21 protein-coding genes, 1 tRNA gene and 1 other annotated feature are annotated in these 23656 nt (G+C 34.7%); of the genes, 4 read left to right on the top strand and 18 right to left on the bottom strand.

Annotation, left to right across the window (positions count from 1 at the left end):
- Positions 1-1011 precede the first annotated feature (1011 nt).
- Together H3R25_RS00565 and H3R25_RS00560 are read left to right on the top strand one after the other, a co-directional pair.
- Positions 1012-1479 (top strand): SHOCT domain-containing protein, encoded by a 468-nt coding sequence (locus tag H3R25_RS00565; protein WP_198193810.1) that lies wholly within the window; start codon positions 1012-1014, stop codon positions 1477-1479.
- A gap of 50 nt (positions 1480-1529) precedes the next feature.
- On the top strand, positions 1530-2906 hold the full coding sequence (locus H3R25_RS00560; RefSeq protein WP_198193808.1) for a hypothetical protein: 1377 nt from the start codon (positions 1530-1532) through the stop codon (positions 2904-2906).
- Between the two features lie 430 nt (positions 2907-3336).
- On the opposite strand, the gene H3R25_RS00555 is transcribed toward H3R25_RS00560, so the two are convergent.
- From H3R25_RS00555 to H3R25_RS00510, 11 genes are all read right to left on the bottom strand, one after another.
- Positions 3337-3409 (bottom strand) — tRNA-Arg (locus tag H3R25_RS00555).
- 51 nt (positions 3410-3460) lie between these two features.
- Positions 3461-4789 (bottom strand): PTS sugar transporter subunit IIC, encoded by a 1329-nt coding sequence (locus H3R25_RS00550; RefSeq protein ID WP_122034603.1) that lies wholly within the window; start codon positions 4787-4789, stop codon positions 3461-3463.
- Positions 4786-6024 (bottom strand): DEAD/DEAH box helicase, encoded by a 1239-nt coding sequence (locus H3R25_RS00545; protein ID WP_232354521.1) that lies wholly within the window; start codon positions 6022-6024, stop codon positions 4786-4788. The genes H3R25_RS00550 and H3R25_RS00545 overlap by 4 nt, the downstream gene beginning before the upstream one ends.
- Positions 6024-6731 (bottom strand): GH25 family lysozyme, encoded by a 708-nt coding sequence (locus H3R25_RS00540; protein WP_198193806.1) that lies wholly within the window; start codon positions 6729-6731, stop codon positions 6024-6026. Before H3R25_RS00540 ends, H3R25_RS00545 begins: the two co-directional genes overlap by 1 nt.
- Positions 6732-6851: 120 nt before the next feature.
- Entirely contained in the window at positions 6852-7853 is a 1002-nt protein-coding gene (locus tag H3R25_RS00535; protein WP_198193805.1) for a D-2-hydroxyacid dehydrogenase, read from the bottom strand.
- 212 nt (positions 7854-8065) lie between these two features.
- On the bottom strand, positions 8066-9250 hold the full coding sequence (locus H3R25_RS00530) for an amidohydrolase family protein (protein WP_198193803.1): 1185 nt from the start codon (positions 9248-9250) through the stop codon (positions 8066-8068).
- A 41-nt stretch (positions 9251-9291) separates the two neighbouring features.
- Positions 9292-9531 (bottom strand) — a binding site (T-box leader).
- A 102-nt stretch (positions 9532-9633) separates the two neighbouring features.
- Positions 9634-10119, bottom strand: a complete 486-nt coding sequence (locus tag H3R25_RS00525; RefSeq protein WP_198193801.1) for a prolyl-tRNA synthetase associated domain-containing protein — start codon at positions 10117-10119, stop codon at positions 9634-9636.
- Between the two features lie 21 nt (positions 10120-10140).
- Entirely contained in the window at positions 10141-11352 is a 1212-nt protein-coding gene (locus H3R25_RS00520; RefSeq protein WP_198193799.1) for an MFS transporter, read from the bottom strand.
- A 190-nt stretch (positions 11353-11542) separates the two neighbouring features.
- The gene (locus H3R25_RS09075; RefSeq protein WP_255527081.1) at positions 11543-12400 is read right to left on the bottom strand and encodes a DNA/RNA helicase domain-containing protein; all 858 of its coding nucleotides are present in this window, start codon (positions 12398-12400) and stop codon (positions 11543-11545) included.
- A complete protein-coding gene (locus tag H3R25_RS09070; RefSeq protein ID WP_255527075.1) occupies positions 12394-13173 on the bottom strand; it encodes a DUF2075 domain-containing protein in 780 nt (259 codons plus the stop codon). Before H3R25_RS09070 ends, H3R25_RS09075 begins: the two co-directional genes overlap by 7 nt.
- A gap of 243 nt (positions 13174-13416) precedes the next feature.
- Complete coding sequence (locus H3R25_RS00510; RefSeq protein ID WP_198193797.1) at positions 13417-13983, bottom strand: DNA-3-methyladenine glycosylase I; 567 nt, start codon at positions 13981-13983, stop codon at positions 13417-13419.
- A gap of 226 nt (positions 13984-14209) precedes the next feature.
- On the opposite strand from H3R25_RS00510, the gene H3R25_RS00505 reads away from it, so the two are divergent.
- Entirely contained in the window at positions 14210-14644 is a 435-nt protein-coding gene (locus H3R25_RS00505) for a LytTR family DNA-binding domain-containing protein (protein WP_198193794.1), read from the top strand.
- Positions 14641-15099: a DUF3021 domain-containing protein gene (locus tag H3R25_RS00500; RefSeq protein ID WP_198193793.1), complete on the top strand. Its 459-nt coding sequence runs from the start codon at positions 14641-14643 to the stop codon at positions 15097-15099. Before H3R25_RS00505 ends, H3R25_RS00500 begins: the two co-directional genes overlap by 4 nt.
- Before the next feature lie 131 nt (positions 15100-15230).
- On the opposite strand, the gene H3R25_RS00495 is transcribed toward H3R25_RS00500, so the two are convergent.
- From H3R25_RS00495 to H3R25_RS00465, 7 genes are all read right to left on the bottom strand, one after another.
- The gene (locus tag H3R25_RS00495; protein WP_198193791.1) at positions 15231-15596 is read right to left on the bottom strand and encodes a TIGR02328 family protein; all 366 of its coding nucleotides are present in this window, start codon (positions 15594-15596) and stop codon (positions 15231-15233) included.
- Positions 15593-15973: a DUF1722 domain-containing protein gene (locus H3R25_RS00490; RefSeq protein WP_198193789.1), complete on the bottom strand. Its 381-nt coding sequence runs from the start codon at positions 15971-15973 to the stop codon at positions 15593-15595. Before H3R25_RS00490 ends, H3R25_RS00495 begins: the two co-directional genes overlap by 4 nt.
- Before the next feature lie 336 nt (positions 15974-16309).
- Complete coding sequence (locus H3R25_RS00485; RefSeq protein WP_187158148.1) at positions 16310-16486, bottom strand: hypothetical protein; 177 nt, start codon at positions 16484-16486, stop codon at positions 16310-16312.
- Positions 16487-17307: 821 nt separating this feature from the next.
- Positions 17308-17499 (bottom strand): hypothetical protein, encoded by a 192-nt coding sequence (locus tag H3R25_RS09010; RefSeq protein ID WP_232354520.1) that lies wholly within the window; start codon positions 17497-17499, stop codon positions 17308-17310.
- Positions 17500-17513: 14 nt separating this feature from the next.
- A complete protein-coding gene (locus tag H3R25_RS00475; protein ID WP_198193787.1) occupies positions 17514-19406 on the bottom strand; it encodes a DEAD/DEAH box helicase in 1893 nt (630 codons plus the stop codon).
- Positions 19387-20679 (bottom strand): hypothetical protein, encoded by a 1293-nt coding sequence (locus H3R25_RS00470; RefSeq protein ID WP_198193786.1) that lies wholly within the window; start codon positions 20677-20679, stop codon positions 19387-19389. Before H3R25_RS00470 ends, H3R25_RS00475 begins: the two co-directional genes overlap by 20 nt.
- 1 nt (position 20680) lies before the next feature.
- Positions 20681-23656 carry a type III restriction-modification system endonuclease gene (locus H3R25_RS00465; protein WP_198193784.1) on the bottom strand — a complete coding sequence of 992 codons (2976 nt, stop codon included), beginning with the start codon at positions 23654-23656 and terminating at the stop codon, positions 20681-20683.

The following is a 23656-nucleotide window of genomic DNA, read 5'->3' as shown; positions in this document are numbered from 1 at the left end:
TTCACTTATCATAATTATCTTTTAATAGCAACTAAAATTGTGGTCTATGCGATGATTTTACTCACTGCTATTTCATTCATACTATTTGATAGTATAGTAAATAGGAACACCCAATGATTCTCCTTTGAGTTATAGTCTAATGTTAAATTTTCCAGCAGTGTTAGTCCCATATAATCACAAAAGTTACTACTATTAATCCTGTAATCCTGACATTGACGCTTTAGAGCTTTTTTATTTCATTATATATTGTCGTTTTGTAGCTCCTTATGGAAAAATAAAACAGTATCATAAGAATCTTTTCATAAGTATTAACTCACTTTCTTAGTACACGTTCCTAATTACCTGGTTTTATTGACATGTACTATAGAATATTCTAATATCAAAAAGCAATACATAAAGTAATTGGACTGCATTTTCAATATTTTTTTGTTATTGTGTTTATTAGGGCAGAGATTCCTTAATATCAATCTTTTAACAAAGCAAATTATTTTGTGTCAAGCGGCATTTAACACTTACTCAAGTTGACAAACAAGCCGAATTAGGGAAAATACTATTCATAGTTAAAAAACTAGTAAACTCGAAATTGAGAATCTGCAAAAAAAGCTAAAGTTTGACATACTTCTGCTGACTATCGGTAGGTAATACTGGTTGCCAATTATCGTCTCAATTTAATTTTGATTATAGAAAAATAAATAATTGCAATCCACTAAACATCAATAAAATAATATATAGCATCATAAAATAACAGCACTATATTGTGTCATTATAAACCAATTAACTCTGGAAAATAATTGATAGATTTATATTTTTTAAATTCAGTCTATGACTATGCTTCAAAAGAGTTTGATATGTTTGATGAACCCTATTATGTTTATTTACCATACAACCTCTATGTATGAATGCTTCACAATAAAACTGAACTAGACAAGAAGAATATAATCTCTGCTTTTAATCATTTTGTCCATCATACCAGTGACATTAAACCTAAGGCAATGTTTAGGAGGTTTTTAAATGAAAGTAGAAATCAAAGTGCCAGAGCATACTATTGTTGAGGCTGATGATACAGGAGTTACTATCACTCACAAAGGATTACGTGCATTTGGTAACCACGGTAAAGTTGGATCTACCAAAATTCCTTATTGGCAAATAGTATCCATAGATTTCCGTAAATCAACAGGATTTGGAGGAAAATTTCAAATTAATGCTGCAAGTGGTCCGCAAAAAAGTTTAATTGGCGGCAACAGTGCTTATGGAAGCACAACTGGAATTGTTTTTAGAAATGGCAAAAATAAAGAAATGCTAGCTCTAAAAGAATTTGTAGAAGAAAAAATTAGCAAAGTTCATCAGAATCACGCCAATTCATCATCTGAATCAATTGATACTGCTGACCAAATAAAAAAATTTAAACAATTAGCTGACGATGGTATTATCACTCAAGATGAATTCGAAGCAAAGAAGGAACGACTATTAAATCTTTAAAATCCCTCGTACGCTAATACGGAACAAAAAATATATACTTAGGAGGCAAAATGAATAACGAAAATGAATTTAAAATACTTGACATACCATCAAACACGCAATATTGGTTTGTAAGAGCTAATAGCAGAGCTGAATATTACGATGATTTTTTACAAAATAACTATATAGCAGTTGACTCTAGTTCAATCTCATTGAATACTCTATTAGATATCCCACAAACACTACGTAGTTCAAAAGACGCTTTAAAAGATCGGTATAAACAATTATTTCAAGAAAATGCTTTAAGCAAATTTGACAAACGTAGCAAAGATGAAAAAATGTCGGATAAAACCAGAAAGAAGGAAAGAGCTGCTGTATTGAAGAGAAGCTCGTATAGATCTGGAATAGTTTTTCATTTTGTTGAAGATATGAATATTGGGGATTTTGTGGTTATTCCATATAAATCTGCAGAAAAGTTTTTAATTGGTACTGTAGTAACCAACTGCTTTGAAAATGAAATAGATCATGTGGAAGATTTGGATGAAAATAGTGAGTCAAATTATGCAATATCTCCCTTCAAATTGAAGCGAAAAATTTTATGGATTAAGGAACTCCCAAAAAGCAAGTTTCCAGATAAACTTTCATGGATAGAAAGTGCACATCAAAGTATTTTTAATATTACTGGTTACGGTAATGAGTTAAATCCTTTTATTAATCCTTTATATAGATACAAAGGAAAGGTATACGCTCGAATTGGTGTAAATACAGATAAAGAAATAAGTTCTTCATCTTGGCTAGATTATCAGCTAACAATGAAAGATATTTTGAGTAATAATTTAGGTAATGTCTTTCAAAAACTGTATGTTCAATCACCTGGTCAAATTATTATTTATGTTAAGCAAAATTTGTATTGGTTGGTTCCTTTACTTATAGGGTGTCTTTTTGGTAAAGTTGAAATCAAACACGGCGATTTTAAAATAAATTTTGTAGGTATATTTAGATATTTTTCAAAAACCGAAAGACAAATTAGAAACCTTGATGTAGAAGAAAAGAAGGCAAAAATAGACAATATAAAAGCCGATAGTTCTAACAAATACGCCAATTCAGTTTCAACACTCTCAAATTTAAATGATAAAAATTCAGAAGGATTAAAACATGGGCTTCTAAAGGAGATTGAAAATTCAGCAATTAGTAATGATGATAAAGAAAACGATAAGCAAGAGTTAGAAAATAAATTTTCTATCGAATCAATGGAGAAAAAAATCGATTTTCCGAAAAATATTCAGAAAATCGAAAAAGATAAAAATAATTTACAAAAAGAACTTAAACTCTCAAACGAAAATCCAGGGTCTTTAATTCAATTTGAAAATCAAAAGGACAATTTGATTCCTTCAACGGATGAATTTGAAAAAGAAGAAGAGAAAAAAGAACAAGAATCAGAAAAGTAATATTAGATTGAATTTTAAATACAAAATCAATTATTGTTGATATTAGTTTAACGAAGGATAATAAACTAATATAACCCCATATTTCCTGAAAGTACTTCATAAAAATCCCCCCTTCTTAATATTTATATCAAAATTATTGGCTTTTAATCTTCTGAAGTCAATATATTTTTACTAAATCAAAAAAGTTCTTAAAGAATTCTGTCTCCAAACTTCATTCTTTAAGAACTAATCCAATCTGCGCTATTAGTGCGCTCAAATTTCATTTTACCACAGTGACAAATTTGAATACACAAATATATGTATCACTAAGGACATCTATCCTTATATGTCTAGCCTAAGCATCCGGCTCGATGAATAAACCAGAAAAATAATTTAGCTAACATTATTAATATTAAATACTGATACATCAAGATTTAAAAGTCTAAATTAATGACCCCGGTGAGATTCGAACTCACCTCTACGGTTTAGGAGACCATTGTTCTATCCAGATGAACTACAGGGTCGCAACAAATTAACTTTACCAAATTTAGTTGATAAAAGCCAATTTTTTTAAATTAATATTGCCGTGTGAAATATGGACTTGGATTGTTTGAATCCGCAATTTTATCTGCCGCAAAAACAAAAGGTGTCCAGATTGCCAGCGCAATTAACATGTTAATAATACACAAAACAATTGCACGCCAATCATAATTGCAGGCTAAGAATGGTCCAATAATTGGCGGCACAACTGCTGGAACCGCAGCTTGTACCGGATTTACCAAACCCAGCATTGTCACCCAATATGAAAATGCAACATTGACGATCGGAGCTAAAACAAAGGGAATGAAATAAACTGGATTAAGCACGACTGGCAGTCCAAGTACAATTGGTTCGTTAATGTTGAAAACAGCTGGAGCCAATGCAACTTTAGCAATCGTGCGGTAATCACTCCGTTTAGAAAATAGCAAAATCGCTACAACTAACATCAAAGTACCACCTGCGCCTCCAAACCAAGCAAAGGCATCAAATGAGCCCCTAACCCAGAGATAAGAAGCAGGTTCACCATTACGTACCGCAGTTACATTAACATTCTGGGCTGTTAACCAAATTGAATCGAGGATTGGAGCCCAGACTCCCAGCCCATTAAGTCCAAAGAAACTAAAGATTTGAACAAACAGCGTTACTAGCAAGACCATACCAAAGCCCTGGCCAAGTTTTACAAGCGGTGTTTGGATGGAATTTAATAGCCAATTACCAAAATAAGTACCAGTAATTGTTTGAAAAGCAAAATTGATCATGCCAACACAAAAGATGGCAATAATTGCCGGGATCAATGAATCAAGCGCCATTTGTTCTGCATATGGTAAAGTAACCGACATATTCAACTTAAGTCGTGCTTTTACACAAAAGGCAAAAATTGAAACACCAATTGAACCAAACAAGATTGCGGTAAAAATTCCGGTAGTTGAAAACTGCGAAATATCAAAAGTGTGCTTAACTGAAATAGTCCGACCATTTACCCGCATTTTGGTTAAGTTGGCAATGCTCATTGCTAAGGAAGACAGGGAAACAATTGCCCCTGCAATTGGATCAACTTCCATACTTTTAGCTAAATGATAGCCGAGTGACATAGATAAAAAGAGTGCAAAAAGTGCAAAGGTTCCTCGCCAAACAACATTGCTAATCAAAGCGAGCGGACTCATCAACCAGGCGAAAGTTTCCCAGCCCAAGTTAACTCGCGCAGCTTCAATCAAGCTCTTAATTAAAACTGCAAGCGAACCAGCAATCGTAATTGGCATTACAGAAACGAATGCATCACGTAAGGCCACTAGCCAATGGGTCTGCGCCAGTTTATTTGCTAGTGGTAATATGTAGTCTTCTAACCAGGCTACTAATCGACTCATTTTTGCTCCTTTTTCTTTAAATAATGTGGATGATATCCCTTATTCTTTCTATTTTTGTTTTTATGCTTTTTCTTTTTAGTAGGCTGCTCAGGCTGAACTGTCTTTGTAGCAGCTTTGGACGCTACTTCTTGCTCCTTGGGCTGTTCGGTCGACAACTTGTGTTTAGCAAAATAAACCCGCTCAATTTGTGTTGTATCTATTAATAACTTTTTGAGATCACGCAAATCATGGTCATCCCCAAGTGTCACAACATAACCCTTGGCTCCCATTCGTCCGGTTCTTCCAGCGCGATGCAAGTAGGTATTTGTTTCACTAGGAATATCATAGTTGATTACATAGGTTACTCCAGGTATATCTAAACCACGAGCAGCTAGGTCTGTTGCAATTAAAAGTCGTGTTCTACCAGCCTTAAAATCGCTGAGTGCTTGCTCTCTTTTTTGCTTGCCAAACTCATTTGCTAGTAAACCAAATTTGGTTTTGGTATGACCGAGGATACCAGCAAAACGCATCATTGTCTGATTGGAATCGAAAAACAAAATCCCTTTAAAGTGATCCAATCTCATTAAACGCTGAATAAAGTCAATTTTATGAGCATTATCAACCTGCAGAAAATAATTTTTTACTGTTGTTCTTTGCTTCGCCCGCACATCAACTAGTTTAAAAGGACGATCAAACAATTCAGCTGCATTTTGCGTAATCTCTGATTCAGTTGCTCCAAATAATAAAATTTGAGCATTCGGTAATAAGTTTTGTCCTAATGAACTTAACAATTCCATTTTGCTGAATTCAAGAATATCGTCAGCCTCATCAATGACTAAAGTTTTGATTTGTTCAACTTTAATACGGTTACTTGAAAAAAAGTCAAAGAAACGTCCTGGAGTAGCGACAACAACTTCAGGATGTTTTTTCTTTAAGTTGTCTTCCTGTCGTTGCCGATTACCTGAACCGACCAGCGTAATACCAGTAAGATCTAAAGCGTGAATAAAAGGATTAATTGCATGTCTGATTTGCACTGCAAGCTCTGTTGTAGGTGCAAAAATAATCAAACTATTCGGTTCACCCTTAGTGATTCTTTCAAGGGCCGGCAAAGCATATGCCAACGTTTTTCCCGTTCCCGTTTTGGCCAACGCAATACAACTTTCACCCTCACTAATTAACTGGTTAGTTTCTTGTTGAATTAAAGTTGGTTTTGTAAAACCTAATTTAGTTAAAACTGTTTCGATTTCTTTTTTCATTATTGTGTTAACTGTCCATATCGTTGTTTATACTGCGTTACTGTCCCATTATATGCGAGCATTGCAACGCCATTTTCTAAGCCGCTAACCGATTTTACGCGACCATTGTTAGTGTAGCGCCAAAAAGAATATTTCATCTTACTTGGTGCTTTTTTACCATTAGTAATAAATAAAGTTCCATCAGGGAAAAAGGTTTTATACCTGATATTAACATCAACCATGACTAATTTGCCATGGTTTTCCAGCATCCTGACAAATTGAGCCATCTGTTCCAGATAGTGGTTACTATGATCGTCAACTGCGGGTTCAATCAAGATTGGTAAGCTGCCTGTGTTCAAACCGACTTTCTTCATGAAATATTGATAGTGCTGTTCCGGTGTAGATTCATTACTGTATGCGATGCTAGTGCCAAAAGCCATTTTCGTGCCTAACACCTGATCGCGATAAGATAAGTAATCATCATCAAAATATGAACGTCCTTGCGTGCTTCTGAGATACACAAACGAAATACCGTGATCTTGTAATTCATGCAGGTCAACATATCCAAAAGTTTGATTTAGTTCCACACCAATTGCACTTGAATTTGAATCGGAAGGCAGTGTTGTTTGATTGCGAAAATTAAGTACACCTGCTACAAGTCCACCAATTGCAACTATTAACAGTAAAATAATTGCTGGCAACGTATATTTGTGATGAAATCTACCCATCCTGATCTCCGACCTTTATCTATTAGTTATTATACCAATATTTTTATTATAATTGACAATAACAAAATATGATACCAGGACAAAAAAAGACTAACAAAAGTTAGTCTTTTTTGATTTCATCTATTCATCAACTGGATATACTGGCTTCTCACCACTTAAAACACGTTTAGCATCGGTCATACTCTGGTTAACCATATTTTTAACCGAAGTCTTAGTGTAGTATGCAGAATGCGGTGTGAAAACAACATTTGGCATTTTGACCAATTCTTGATAGTCTTCTGGCAATTCTGAAATGTCATTGAATTTCTTCATAACAATTGCTTCTTCGCCAGTCATAACGTCAAGCGATGCGCCAGCGATTTCATTATTCTTCAGAGCAGCAATTAAATCTTTATTATCAACTAAAGGTCCACGTGCAGCGTTAATTAATACCGCTGTGTTTTTCATTTCCTTAAATTCCTTAGCGCTTATCATACCCTCTAAATCAGGTGTAAGTGGCGTGTGCAAAGATAAAATATCGGATTCTCTAATAACCGTTTCAAAGTCCGTGTACTCGAGAAAAGCTTCATTGGCAGGATTTTCAACAATGTCGTAACCAATAACTCGTGCACCTAATGCATGAAAAACTTCGGCTGTGGCGCTCCCGATTCGTCCCACACCAATGATACCAACGGTTTGATTATAAATTTCGTCACTCATCAAGTTGGCTTCACGCACAAAATTCAAATCTTCCCGTTCATTTTTCAAGATTGGACCCCACTTGCGTAACAAGTACATTGCAGAAGTTAAGGTGTTTTCAGCAACTGCTCGTGGCGAATATGCAGGAGTGTTAGTAATAAGTAAATTATATTTATGTGCATAATCAAAGTTAACGATATTATAGCCAACTGAGCGTAATGCAATATGTTTTATGCCATACGAAGCTAATTTGCGATAAACTTCTTCCTCATCAAGATCAAAAACTTGCAAGACACTGACAACGTCAAAACCTTCAGCTTGTTCAACTGTCTTTGCATCTAAATCATCATAAGTAGTTTGCAGATCATCGTCAGGATGTTCTTTATTCCACTGGTCAACGTAAACCTTTTGTTCAGGGGTCATACTGTATAGTAAGGCCTTCATTAAATAATCCTCCCTTTTTGGATAAATTGTGATATCTACTATTCTATCTAAGATTAGTAAAAAATTAAAGATTTATTTGAACAAATCTGGATTTACTTTTATGGACAAAATAACCTAAAAAACCTTTGAACTCTTTTTTCGCTAAAAGCAAAAAGAGATTACTAATTATCGTAATCTCCTTCAAGGTTTGCACTTATCTGGGTGAAAGCAAATTAATACTCTCGACGACCCTTTTTGTAAACCGCCTTATCTTTTTGAACAACTGCTTCAATCTTTTCTAAAGGATTTTCATCCAAAACAAGGAAGTCTGCATATTTGCCTTCAGCTAGTGAACCATATTCATCATCAATTTTCATTAATTTAGCAGAATTATAGCTCGTTTGTAATGCTTCATGGTTAGTAAAGCCTTGCTCAACCAAAAGTGGCAATTCTTCAGGCGTCATTGTAAAGTCGTTAAATGGCGTTCCTGCATCTGTACCCAAAGTAATTGGAACGCCTGCATTTTTAGCATTAGTAATGTTACCACGCAAGTCTTTCCATGCAGCTGCTATTTTGTTCATTTCCCAATCAGGAATTTTACCTGGCGCATATTCAATAAAAGCCCAAGCACCAACAATTGTTGGTGTCAAATATGTCCCCTTTTCAAGCATTACCTTGATTTCTTCATCGTTAACATAAAAACCATGCTCAATACTATCAACACCTGCCTTAATGGCATTCATGATCCCTGGATTACCTTCAGCATGTGCAGCAACCGTCAAGCCTTTGTGGTGAGCTTCTTCTACAGCAACATGAATTTCTTCTTCACTCAACTGTGGGTCATCCATGAAGTCATTTTCAGTCATGACACCGCCAGTTGCCATTACCTTGATTGTTTTAGCGCCTCTTTTGATTCCTTGTCTGACTGCTTTGCGCATTTCATCAGGTGAATCTACTAAATGTCCAAAATTAGGCATATCGCCATGACCACCAGTCATTGAATATGGTCGACCAGAAGGTAAAATCTCTGGTGCTTTAGTGACTTTACCCTGCTCAATTAGCTTGCTTAAATAAATATCAACATCATAACTGCTTCCACATTCGCGAATGTACGTTACACCTGATTTTAATAAGTCATGCAAATTACTTAAAGCTTGAACTACTGCAGCTACTTCATTGTTATCTGTCCCGCCATCAGCCGTTTGAGGATCCATCACGACATGAGTATGGCAGTTGATTAAACCAGGAATAACAAATTTTCCTGCTAAATCAACAGTTTTATCCACTTGAGGTATTTCACCTGAACCAATTTTGGTAATTTTTCCACTTTCATCATCAACTACTAAGTAGTTGTTTGCATGAATTTGATCATCTTCGCCAGTATAAATATTGGCATTGATATAAGCTGTTTGTGACATTTGAAATCCTCCAAACCAAATAAAAAAGCACTCATCCCTAATATAAGGACGAGTGCTTCGCGTTACCACCTTTAATTTTTTTATTACTCACGTAATAAAACTCACTAGCTATCAATCAATAGCTTGCATTTATAACGGCTGCAGCGCCGCTAACGGCTAACTATCACCGTTAGTCATCAATTAAAGCTCATGTTCATTAACTGCTATCGACCAGCTTTCACCACCTGCTAGCTCTCTTTCACGATACCAAGAAAATTACTCTGCTTCTCAAGATGAAATATTTAATTATATTTTAATTTAGCATCTAAATTGGCATGTGTCAATAGTTCAGTAATTAAAATTAGTTGGCTTATTTAGTCAAAATACTGTTTAATATAAATTTATTACATTTCCACCACTTTAATTGGATTGCCTTGCTTTTTAATCACTGCAAGCAAGTCCTGGGGATTTAACCAAATCGTTGCAGTGTTGTCATTAGGATGAACGGCAATTCTAGGCTGATCTGCAAAGTACTTATCCAAATAAAATAATACTTCATGCTTTTGATCATTTAACAAACCTAAGGGTGTAACTGAACCTGGAGTCAGATCAATTTTTTCTTTTAAGTCAGCTGGTGAGGCAAAGCTAAGTCTTCTGGTATCATTTTGCTTGCGAAATTCAGCTAAGTTTACTCGCTTATCACCCTTTACGGTCAGCAGGTAATAATTACGCTTTTTATCATCTCGCACGAATAAGTTCTTAGCGTCTGCCTCAGGATGCGGAAGAGAAATTTCTTCCATTTCTGCCATATTAAAAACGGCTTGGTGCTCAACTATCTCATATTCGATTCCCAATTGATCAAGATATTGCAAAGTTTCTTTTTTGTTCATTTAGAAGACCTCAAAAATCTATTATTTTTCATTTTGATTTTTACTTGTCCGTATTATTAATAAATATGCGATTGCAATCATCATAACCGTTATCAACGAGACGGCAATGAGCATATTTATTGTGCCGTATTTTTGAATTACTGCACCAATAACCGGATTGATAATCATTGTAGCTAAACTAGTAGAGAATGACAGTCCAGAAATAAAAGTAGCCCTGGATTTATCTGACACCCATAAATTTAACATTTGCATTACTACTGGATCGAGGATGTCTAAAACAATATATAATAAACCAGCACCTAGTAAAAACAAATACTTCGAGCCTTGAATTTCTAGTCCTGTTGCGGCTAGTAAAACAGCAATTATTAAAACCGTTAAAGATGAAAACTTCATTTTTACCAATCGGTAAGATTGAGCTGCTACTAACCCACCAGCAAAACTATAGATCATAAAGACGCTTCCGTTAGCAGAAGCATCAAAACCTAATTTAGAAATATAATTGGGCAATAGCATAAATATCGCATTTTCGACCGCAGTTACTATAATCATAATTACAAAGAGAAACAGAATGTTTGAAGAATGAATCATATCCCTAAAAACTGATAAAATACTTTTTAGCATATCAGTGTAAGTCTCGTGCTCATGATTTACGTTTTCAAATTTTTTTGACTCTTTAGTTAAAGCAATAACGGCCACTGCACCTAGGAGAAAAAGTGATTGAAACAAGTATGGAAATTTATCGTTTTGAGTAAAAAGATAGCCTCCTACTGCAGTTGCAACGCCTAAAACAATTGAACCGATTAACTGCCTATTTCCTCGTATTTTACCATAGAGCTGTTCATCCCCATCTTCGCGAATACCTTCGTAAAAAAAGGCCTCATCTGCACCACTCAATAATGCATTTCCCACCCCTTCCAGTGCAAAGGAAACAGCAAGTAAAGGGAAAATAATATTTTTCGGGCAAAACATTGCCATAACCGTTAATAGTGGTGTTGTAATTAAAACGGCTAACCCAGTCAAAACAACAGTTTTGTTTTTAAACAGATCACCTAAAACTCCGCTTGGTATCTCAGAAAAAAATTGTGCAAACATAAAAATTGATTCTAGTAGCGCAAACTGAACCAAACTTAGTTTTAATACTTGTACTACAAACAAAATGCTAATGATTCTGGAAAACCTTAGATTAGTAAATGTAGTGTAGAGATAGTATTTAATTGTATTATTAATTTTCATTTTTGTTTATTAGTAGCTAAAATAGCCTCACTATCTTCTTTCTATTATATTGAATTTACTCTTAAAAATTTTGTTCATTTATAAGGATTTGATTAAATTTAGATTAGCATAATTACCTAAATAAGTAAAATTGACTAGGCTCTTGAAAAGAAAAGCACCAGACTAACTATAGCCTGATGCTTTATTAACACTAATTTCTATCTTCCGCTTTTTTTAAAGCCGCTCTCAAGTCTTTATCAACAGCATAAATATATAAGCCATGCACACCTCGAGTTAGTAATACATTGAATTCATTTTTTAGTAACTTATCAGCATAACTTGTCTTTGAATGTAATTTGTTAGTTGCCTTCTTATTTTTACTTTCATTAAAATCATGAATTATTTTTCCATCTCTGTATTTTACTGATGGTCCTAAAACAACACCAACGTAATTTAGGTCAAAACCCTGAACAGTGTATAAAGAACCGATTTCTCTAATCGTATAATCTTTTTCTGCCCAGGGTAAATCACTATATTTTACAGAGTGGTTATGATGCTTCTTTTCATACTGATCACGTCTTTTTATTTCATAATTCCAAGGCATTTCCCAGTCCCCGTCTGACACCTTCCAATACTTTTGTTCAGATGAGGGCTTTTCTTTTCCGCCTGAATATTTCCAGTCAAACGTTGCAACCATTCTACTTATGCCATTATATTGAGTTTTATTTATATCAGTAATTTCGTCTTGCATTTCTTTCGGATCATCAAATATTTTTATTCTATATTTTGGATCCTTTGGAATTGGCAAAATTTTGTCATCATCAATCAAAGTCCGAATCCAGTTAATAGTTTTGTCACTTGCATCAATCCTCATCTGCTTTTCTAGACTAACAACTTCGCCATGTGTTTGATTAACAATTTTTTCTAGGTAATCATTATCAATTATAGAGTCAATAGATAACACTTGATTCGGGTCAAAAACTGCCAAAACTACACGAGCTCGCTCCAAAATGTCATCAATCATTTTTTGTCCATATCCATTGTAAGATTGACTATTTTGAGTTAACAGTAAATGTGCCTCATCAATGATGACAATATCATCTTTACTTTTTTAGTAGAAGTATTTTTAATGAATGTAGCTGGCTTCATAATTCTAATCTTAGAATCCTTTGGAAAAAGCTTTGCTGTAATCTCTTCATATACTTTAAGCTGCTCATTTTGATTAACAAGAACTGAAACTTTCAAATTCTCCTTTTTTGATAAGCGATTTTCATGAACTAAATCATAAAATATATTGCTTACTAGTACTGTTTTGCCTGAACCTGCTTCACCCTCAAGTAAAACTAGTTTAGCTTTTTTAGCATCCCTATTTACTGTTTGGAGTGCTTGATCAATTTTAGTAATTACTTTAGTCTTGACCTTCAATTGCTCATCAGTAAGTTTGTTAAACGGTGAAGCCTTGAAAATAGCTTTCGTCTTTAATTTTTCAGCATCTGGAAAAAGTTTAGCGTTTTTTTCGTGTAATGATATCCAAATTTGATTAAATAAGCCGTCAAATTCTTCAGAATCGTAATATTTATTTTGATCATTAAACCAGCGGTTATTTAATTTTGACACTGCAGGAACACTACTTAGATACTGCATAAGCCTATTCTCTATATCTAATGTCATCGATTTATTAAAATGTTTATGACCAATTACATATATTTCGGCATTTGATGATTGCTTAAAGTCAGCAAAATCTTCTCGAACTTTAGGATCTTCTCCTAAATGCTCAATTGTTCTCCGCTGGATATCGTTTGTTTCACCTACATAAACTGCATACGTGTCCTTCTTAGACAAGGCAGAATGATTATACAGACAGTTGGATACTCAGTCAGAATTTTTTCAGTTTCATCATTGGTTTCATATTCTTCATGAATTTTTGCTTCAAGTTCCTTAGCATTTTTACATCGTATTTGGTTTCAAAGATAGCTGGACTTTGTAAATTTTCGTTATTCAGTTGAATGCACCTGCTTTCCCTTTACTAAATATACCGTTTTACTGTTAGAACAGTATTTTTTACTTCTAACTTAGTAGCATTAACTATTTGTTTTTAAAAGAGCATGTATCAAGATGGTCATTCACCATCCCAACAGATTGCATAAATGCGTAAACTGTTGTTGATCCAACAAACTTAAAACCCTGTTTCTTTAAATCTTTACTCAATTTATCTGATAATGGTGTACTTACTGGCACTTCTTCGGTACTCTTCCAAGAATTAATAATAGGTTTATTATCAACAAATGACCAAAGGTAATTGTCCAAAGAACCATATTGCTCACAAACATCGTAATATGCATGGGCGTTGCTAATAGCAGCGTTAATTTTTAGCTTATTCTTGATAATTCCATCATTTTGTAAAAGCTCTGCCTTCTTCTTATCGTCATAAGTAACTAAAACTGCAGGATCAAAGTCATCAAATGCTTTGCAGAGAGTTTCTTTTTTAGCTAAAATTGTTGTCCAACTCAGTCCTGCTTGTTTTCCTTCCAAGACTAGCATTTTAAACAACTGTTTATCGTCATGTACAGGAATTCCCCATTCTGTGTCATGATATTCCTGCTCTATTTTATTCTTTGTTGCCCAATCACAACGTTTAATTTCCCGTGTCATCTATAAGTAGTCCCAACTTCTTTGCTTAACATAAATAGTTAAAACTAAACTCATTTTAAATTATACTTTAGTATATTCATATGCTCAAACTATCTTTTAATTCTAAAGTCAAAATCCAATATTCCCGCTTTTCCAACCATTATTGACGCTTTTCCAACCATTTGAGGTATTACTAAATAAAAACAAAATTTATCTATTATACTGGGTAGCAGAAAGGAGCTTAAACATGAAAATTAATTGTCACGTTGATCCCAACTTAAAAGAAGAGCACGGTGAGTTGTGGCTCAGAAAAATCACACCCGAGATCAATGATTTTTTACAGAAATTAGCACAAAGTGATGATGAAATCTGGTGTCATTACCAGTCACAGATTATTCCAGTTAAGTATCAAGACATTTATGCTTTGGAAGTAGCCAACCGTGATATTTCAGTTTTCACTGAAAAGCAGCAGTTATCTTATAATGACCGCTTATCAAATCTAAAAACTGATTTGCCCAGTTACTTCATTGAAGCATCACGCAGTGCTGTATTTAATTATCAGCATATCGATCACCTTGAAATACTCGATAACGGATTAATTGATGTTGTTTTAACCAACAATCATCGCGTACAAATTTCTCGCAGAAATATTAAAAACTTGAAAGAGAGGTTAGGAATATGAAAGGCGTTAAAAGATTTATCTATCATTTATACATGTTTGCTACTGAAGGCATCTTCATAGGCTTAGCAATTTCGATTATTTGTAATTACCTATCACGAAGCTCTAGTTACGTTCCATCAGACCCTTCTTTTACGTCAAAATTTAGCAATTCGCTTGATGCTTTTACCGTCTCAGTCATTCTATGGGCGGTAACTGGAACGCTATTCGGATTTGGCAGTTTTATTTTTAGTATTAGCCAATGGTCATTACTAAAAAAGACGATAGTTAACTTCTTTACCTACTACCTTGGCTTTGTTCCTTTGGCCCTCTTAGCTGGCTGGGTTCCATTAAATTTAATTAACTTATCAAAATTCACTTTAATTTTTATCCTGATCTATATTACTACCTGGTATTGCACTTACCATAAGGCTGTAAAAGACGTTAAAAGCATTAACCAAAAAATCAAAGAAAAGTAATTTGATTACAAAATAAAAAAGGTTGAGCATTATATTACAATGCTCAACCTTTTTTAAAGTGATTTAGACAAAAGTTATCATGATTTCTTTAATGTCTTAAGTGATTTTTTCTATCTTTAATTAAGCTGGGTTTAATACAAGTTAATTCCTTTTTGGTGCAAATTATCCAAACAGATTTGTAAATAAGTATCATCATGCTCTGGATAAATTGGATCAGTCCATGGAATAGCTGGTAATGTTTCATACCTAGGGCAATATTGCCCGCGATAGTATGGATCAAACCAATTAAGATCAGGATGGTAATGGCGTCGTTGCATTTCAGCTAATACTAGTAGATGAAACTGGTACAGCTTATACGGCGAATATTGGAAAACATAATTAACAATGGCATGATTTTTGCCCCATCCTCGGCCTCGTAAAGCTGCAATTTCACGATGTTGTCCTAATAACTGTTGTCTAGGCAACCGCCAAATTAAATCTTGATGCCATAATCTCATAATTTTTCTTTGCACTCCTGAATTAAACGTGAGTTTAATAAATAAGAAACCTGATATTTTTCAGTTAGATGTTTTAAAAATGGACCTAAATCATCATTTTGGAGCGATAATTCTTGCAATAACTGTAAATAGGTTTGCTTTTCTGAGATTGTCGCAATCTTCTTAAAGTAGCCCCAAACATGTTGATATGCATTAGTTAATGTTTTAACTGTTGGTGTTTGACCTGCAGCCTTTTCTAATAAACGTTCGAATTCAGCATTCTTTTGAGCTGACCACTCATTATCTTTAGCTAGTAGTCTAATCTGCTCATAACATTGCTGCGATCGCGCCATCACCCAATATTTGTTGTAGGCCCATTTTTCATGCCATTTATCCATTTTGATAGCCTCAGTCTTTCATGAATTGTCTCCAATCTTATAATTGAATTTCATCTGACTGAATTTTATAGCTAAATACCTTCTAGATACAAATAATAGGAACTAAAGTATAATTTTAACTCAGCTTACCTTATTAAAAATTGCGTTATCTATCTGTATCTTTTTTATCTTCCATCATGTTAATTACTACTTCACAGATTTTAGGAAACTTGAAAGATGAGTATAGAAAAAAAGACAGTAGCGCAAACTACTGTCTTTCATAGAAGTATTTAAAAGATAGAATACGGAATACTATATATTTTATATAGCAGTTATCTTTATATTACTTAAAGTTCATTATTTAGGAAATCCTAAATAAATCGCAAAAAGAACTAATAACACTCCTACTGCAATCAAAATTTTATACCAAGAGTTTCTCTTTCTACGAATAATTCCTAAAGCTATTAAAAAAATACCTATTAACATTGAAAAAATCATTACATAAAAGCCCATTTTATTCTCTCCTTTTGCCAATTGTAATTTCTACTGATTTCTTATCATATCTCGGAAACTACTTTATTTTTTTAATATTTAAGCAACAATCATAGATATAATCATCTGGTTCAGTACTATGTATATTATTATTAAAAATTCCAATTTACTACTTCTTGCAGCAGAATTAACAATAAATTAACAATACTAGTAGTGTTGTCATAGTAGGCAGCTCTTGAAAGTTCATCTATATATTCTTCTCGTTGTTTTTATTAACTTAATTTTGGTACAAAAAAACGCTTTTTAAAAAAGCGTTTTTATAAAGTATGCCAATAGCTACTTTTACTTTAATATTTGATTTTTGTTTGTTGTTTTCCCACTTACTAGGTCTATAAACATCAACACATTAAATCTCTTTATTTCGGATTTAATCGTCTTTGCTTATAAAAGTGCTTAAAATCAAAGATTTCTTATTCTAACGTCATTTCAGCACTGTCACAGCTTCCACATGCCACGAACTTAGTCGGTCAATTATACATTGTTGATTAACTGCTAGTCATGGTGATTTTTATTGTCTAGCTAAAAGCAGCATATCCGTTTATTTTAGCCTAAAATGCTTGATTTTGATGGGGCCTTGCTGATAAGTAATAGCACTTCTGTTTTGTCTGTTTGCAGGACCAACTAAGTTTACAAATAGGAATTAGGGCGTTTGTGGAAAATCAAAATCTAAATCCCATATTTGCTTGATAGAATTCATCGAGATTCCATTGCAGCAATCTAAGAGGTGTTTTGCCAGCTGTAAAATGTAAATGTGTAAAGAATCCCCGATAATTGGATAAATATACATTGCTATTAACTGCTGCTTAATTCTTTTGCAAAGTTAACACATGATACTCCTTATTTGCAAATTTTTTTAAAATGATAAATTGCCTCATTGCTTCATGTTCATCTGTTTTAGCTAGTTGCTCAAGTTGTAAAGCTTTATTAGCCATATAATCTACTCGTTCTTGTAATTCTTCCTTAGTTGTATTAACAGATGGAACAATAGTTTCCATGTTCAGAATCTCCTTTATTTATACCTACCCATCACAATATCCTTAACTTCTTGCAGATAATCGTCAGTATATTCAGGGACAAGCAATTGACCATCAATGGCATCGAGCATGACCTTTTCTTTGTCCTTCAGCTTCTTGTACACCGTACTGTCAATAAAGCTCATGTGAGCAACATCACCCTTAGTCATAAGATAGTAGTAGCGAGTGTATTGATCCGCAGGAAGGCCCAAACGATTAATCCGGTCCCTTGATTGCAACATGAAAGTTAGATTGAAGTTGTACTCAAAGTAAACTGCATCGTGCACAGTTTGGTGCAGAGAAATCGATTCTCCCAAGGTATTAGGATTTGATACCAGTACCTGAGCATCTCCAGTACGAAAATTATTAATCATTTCTTCACGATCTTGTTTCGGAGTAGCACCATAAACCAAGGTGGTTTCAATTCCCATACCTTTGAGAGTATCGGCTATCTTTTGCATGGTTCCGACAAACATCCCCCAGACCAGGACTTTTTTACCCTTGCCAACTAATTTGTCAATCAGGTCAATCCCCATCTCAAACTTAGGAGCTTCTATCTGGGCTAAGTTATATTTTTTATACGCCTCACCACTACTGATGTTTTCTGTTTTAATAGTTGCGGACTGCTTGTCCCAGACACCAGAATCGGCATCAATCAATCCTAATTCTTTGTAGTTGATATTGGTTGCCAGCAATTCCGGATTTGTGGAAGCCTGCAGCAACCTAATAAACGTTGCCAGAGTTCCGTTTTCATTTTCATAAATAGCCTGTGCCAGTAGTTCCTGATTTCTTGAAGGGGCTACTTCTTTAATAATGTCTGGATCTGGTTTCGGGACATGAAGATCCTGCTTGTTGGTACGCCAGAAAAATGGCGATAATTTCTTATTCACATCTTCTGGATCAATGTTGTTTAAGGTTGTTAAGTCCCAAGCAAAGAATGAGGAATATTCATCTGGATACATCAAGTGCAAGAAATTATAAATGTCCCTGAAGCCATTTGGAATTGGCGTTCCGGTTAAAACATATCGATAATGCGGTGACTGGCTGAGGCTAAGTGCTGCCCTAGCTCGTTGACCACCAACACTCTTAACTCGATGAACTTCGTCGAAAACTAGCATCGTCTTAGAGTCCAGTAATTCATTAATAATATTGAGTTTGCTTTGTAAATACTCATAGTTGATCGTAATGACATTAGCTTCTACCCAATCACGCTTAATTGCTCCAGGATTATTGTTGTACTTCTTATCCCGCATATTGAGATAATGTAATTTCCGCTTAGCTCCAAAGATCTGTTCAAATTCTGTTCGCCAGGCAGCAAAAGCATTCAAAGGTGAAACTACTAAAAGCTTATTCACTTCATTAACTTGGTTACTAGATAAATATGAAAAAGCACCATACATCATAGCAGTTTTTCCAGCACCTGGCACTGAGAAATTTGCTGCTCTCTTCATGACAGTCAGAAAAAAGCTGGCCTTCTCCTGTTCCGATTTTAGTGGTCGAGTTATTTCTTGACTGACAATAGCCTTAAAATCATCAAAATCTTCCTCCCAACGTAAATCGCCATTCTTGATTGTTAAACCAGCCTGACTTTGTTCTTTGATGTAATACTGACGTTGCTGCACGAACTGATTAAATTCATTACTAGTTTTAACTTCGGGTAATCCTTTGCGCTGCAAGCGTCTGTTAAGTTTTTTAATTAACTCTAATAATTGAACATAGGTTAAATCTTCTTTAAAAGTGCGCTGCTCAGGGTTTTCAAAATAAGGAGCAAAGATTGCTAAACCCTTCTGTGCTACCTTAGTTTCTAGTGTATGATAATCATCATCTAATAATTGAAACTGTCCAGCATCATTCTTGATAATGATTGGGCTATCTAATTTCATCCCCATACTTACTGAACAACTCCTTACTAAATTGATTTAAGTCCCGCATATATTTTTGCAACTCTTTTAATTGGTCTTCACTAACTTCGTTATATCGCAAGCTTCCAATCAAACCGCCGTCATCATTTAGGTCACGATAGTATTTAACATTTTGTTTAATATTACGAATAAATTTATCCACGGATTCACTATTCCTAGCATTCCTCATATAAGTGTCAAATGTATCACCAAAGGATTCAACCGTTTCGTTTTCATCCGTCAAACTTTGCATCAAATCAAAAGTCGTACGAATTTCATCGTCTTGAAGAGACTCTGAAAGATCATCCACCACATCCGCAACATCATCATTAAAATCTTCATTGTTAACACTATTAACGATGTTCTTACCGTATTCACGAATATGAGTCCTAGCAGTAATGCCGCTAACTCCAACGTGAATCTGATAAAGTATTACTCCAAAATATGAATTCATTGTTTCATTTTTGCGAACTTGAGATTCCGGATCATCGCCAAAATTCTTAGATAACGATTTACCCATTTCATAGAAAAGCGACCACACTTTACTTTCCTTAATGATGTTGAAATTATTCTCTGGGGCCCCAATAAACTCCAGAAACTTCTTCATATATACAGCACCATCATAATATTTTTTCACCTCAGTAGCACGCATATGAGCGTCTGCTGCGTAGTCGGCCTGAGTCATAATCGGATCATTACCACTAGTGGTTTGGTAAATATCCACAGCAAGATCAACCGGGTCATAATCTTGTCGCTCTTCAACCCCCATCTGAATGGCTAATTCTAATTTTTTAATCTTAGCTCGCTCAGTAATGTTGTCATATGAGAACGGCAAAACAACAGCCTCAAAATACACTGTCCTGCCAGTAGATTTCCGAATATTACGTAGTGCAGTAAAACGACGGTTACCATCAACAATTCGCCCATCGTCTAGTACATAACCATAAACCTGTTGACCGGACTCTTGAATGGACTTTTCCGTTCGTTTCAATGCTGATGGATTATCTTGTTTAATCAGTTCAGCAACAGAACTATTATATTGTGGATCTTCTTGATCATTGACTGGATGTAACTCATCCTGATACTGAGAAATACCGGTCGCAATTCGCCCATTTTTATCATTGTAATAAAGGTATTCAAGCGGAATCTTGTATACATCTAATGTTTCAGAGCTAACGCCATCAACCTTAATTGGTAATTTAGGCTTAGCGGCTGTTTTTTCTAGTTTCCCTTCTTTAGCTAGTTTAATTAATGATGTCATCCTAATCCAATTCTCCATTTTCCAACTTGTTAATCAAGTCATGTACTTCTTGCTCACTAGTCGCCATTTGATAGTAAACACCTGTTTCTCTCAACCGATCAAAATATTTCTGTTGAATAATACGAATTTGTTCGTCGTCAAGACGCATATTTTCGGCTTTAGTTTCAATCACCAAATAAATCGGTTTGCTACCACGCTCAATTTTAAAAATAAAATCTGGCGTGGTTGTGCCATTATCAAATCTTGGAATTTTAATAGCCCTCTTGGGAAGCTTCCCAAAAACACTAATCTTAGGGCCATACGATCGCTTCAAAATTTTCAGCTCTGGGTCGGCACTGTCATAGCGTAGCGGTGGACGATCATATAAATACTTCTCATCAGAAGTCGAGTTAAATTGATAAATACCTAATGCACTTGCTGGTACAGAATCTACAAATTCATGTTTTTTAGCATTATAAATCGAAGTTGATTCTGAAAACTCTAATGGTTCGTAGCTATATGAAGTCTTAATTCGCTCGTTAAATTGATTATTAAAAGTACGAATCAAATTACAAAGAGTCTTTTCGTTAATATAATTAGTATTATTTTTCAGCCGCTTAATTGCCTTTATCATCAGATTATTCAGCAAGTTAACCGGCAAGTCAGTTTGTTTAGCCAGACTTTTGAGAAATTTGCCATAGTTCATGGTCAAATATTCAGCACTATAGTCTGCTTGTGTTTCTTTTACAACAGCATCACCACTAGTAGTATCAACCTCTTGATGAACCATTTCAGGACGCTGCAAAACGAAAACTTTATTGTCACTATCATTAAAGACATTACGTGCAACTGTTTCAGCATCCTGATTAACTGATAAATCAAATTTAATCATTTGGCGTTTAGACAACTGCAACCATAAATTTTTCAATTGTTGCCAATTTTGCTTCCTTAATTTAACAGTAGTATCATCCTTAGAATTTTTGTCTCGAACTTTGTCATTAGCAACCTTAGTTTGCTGTTCAAGTTCTGGATAAAGTTGACACAAAGCATCATAACCAGACATAGTTTGTCCATCAAGTTCAACATCATTTCTAAACTTGTTAGAACGAGTAATCACGTTATGTTCATCGAGATCATCAAGCAATTGATCTTCATCAAATTGCGGATCAATCTGTTGCTTAGCCTTAACAATTACTTTAATCATGTCAACCGTAAGCTCTTCTTTGTTCAGTTTAATTGGTGAGTCTTCATTAATTTCACCAACTAGTTTCTGGGCAAAATCATGTTCATCATAACCAATTAAGAAAGAAAGACGACTTTGCCATTCATCTTGATTTAGACGGTGTCCATTTTCATCAATAGGCAGTCGCAGACCACGCCCTACTTCTTGAATTTTACTAGTTTCCGAGCCTGAGGTCCTCAATTTAGCAATTGTAAAAACATTCGGATTGTCCCATCCCTCACGTAGCGTCCATTTTGAAAATAGGAAACGCCTAGTCAACCATTTACCATTCTTATCCTTAAAACTGAGCAATTTTTCCTTATTACTAAGAATGTCCTCTACTTCGGCCTGAATATCTGCATCAGAGCTACCACGGTCTTCGCTGAAATATCCTGCATATACATCTTGATGTTCTGATTGAAGACTTTGCAGGGTAGCTTGCAAAAATGAAAGATACTCCTTTTCGCGGTCTTCTATAGCTAATTCATAACGGTCAATTAACTTTTTCAACTTCTTGGTTAAAATATCCTCAAAATGTTGGGCTAACCAACCTCTACTGCCATCCTCACCACGAAAGCTCGAAATACTATCAATGAAGAATAAAGATAATGTCTTAATTTTTGGAGCATTCTCACCCGAATCTAAGCGAAGAAAATTCCTCTCTTCTGCATTAAAGTGGCAGTCCAGTGCCTGTGAGATGATTTCATCTTGATAATTTTTTGCAAAAGTTCCTGGTATCAATTTCATATCCTTCGCAAGTGCTAATCCATTTGATAATTCGCAGTTAGTTCCACCAGCATAGGTAATATTACTTCCAAAACTGGAATCAATGTCGGCTATATTCTCACCAATTTTAATAGAATACTCTTTGTTACCCTTAGATAGAATTAGTTCTTTCGTTTTAGCTTTTTTAACCCTATATAAGTTATTTGCCTGTTCTTTGGACAGAATTGGATAATCAATGTCTATCCCCTTAACTAGGCCTTGGTTAAAACTATTAACAGCATTAAGATCATATTGAGGTTCACCACGGTAATAGTCTACTTTGGTAACCTTATTTTTACCACGGCCCTTTGTGATTTCTGGAAAAGTAGCTCCGAATCTAATAATCAATTGAGGCTCCATACTTTTAATATCGGCGTAAAACTTCTTATCACGTGGAAAAAGTTGGGGCTCATCTATAATTATTACAGGTCGAGTAGCAGCAATTGCTTTAATAGGTGAAGTTTCACCACCAAGCAATGTTTGGTCATAGTCATCGCGACTCATTGAGTAGGAATGAAGCATCCCCCGATTAATTAAAAGAACTTCAATTTGATTAGCATTTTGTCTGGTAGCTTCAACAAATTCAGAAAGTTGTGCTGGAAAATCACGTCTACCTGACCGCGTCTTGAAATCACCTGCATTAATTACATTCAATTGCATTCTGGTACTTTCGTAAAATTCGCTAAAATGCTGTTTCGCATAGTCGCTGGTAATGAAACTCTTCGTGCCTGCTTTAATACTAGTACTGGGCACAGCAATAACAAACTTAAATAAACCATACTTTTGGTGAAGCTCATACATCATTCTAGTATAAACATATGTCTTACCAGTTCCTGTCTCCATCTTAATGTCGATATTAGTTTTATCATCATAACGGTATTTAATCAAAGGATTAGCATATATGTAATCAGCATTCGAATCATCACTCATATTGTCAATGCCAGGAAAGGCTTTTTCAATTGCATCAAGAGCATCAATTTGGTGTTGTAAAGTTTCAAGTCTAATTTTCAT

It is taken from the genome of Lactobacillus sp. M0390, assembly GCF_016102085.1.
GTDB classification, from domain to species: Bacteria; Bacillota; Bacilli; order Lactobacillales; family Lactobacillaceae; genus Lactobacillus; species Lactobacillus apis.
This window is presented reverse-complemented; position numbering and strand designations above follow the sequence as displayed.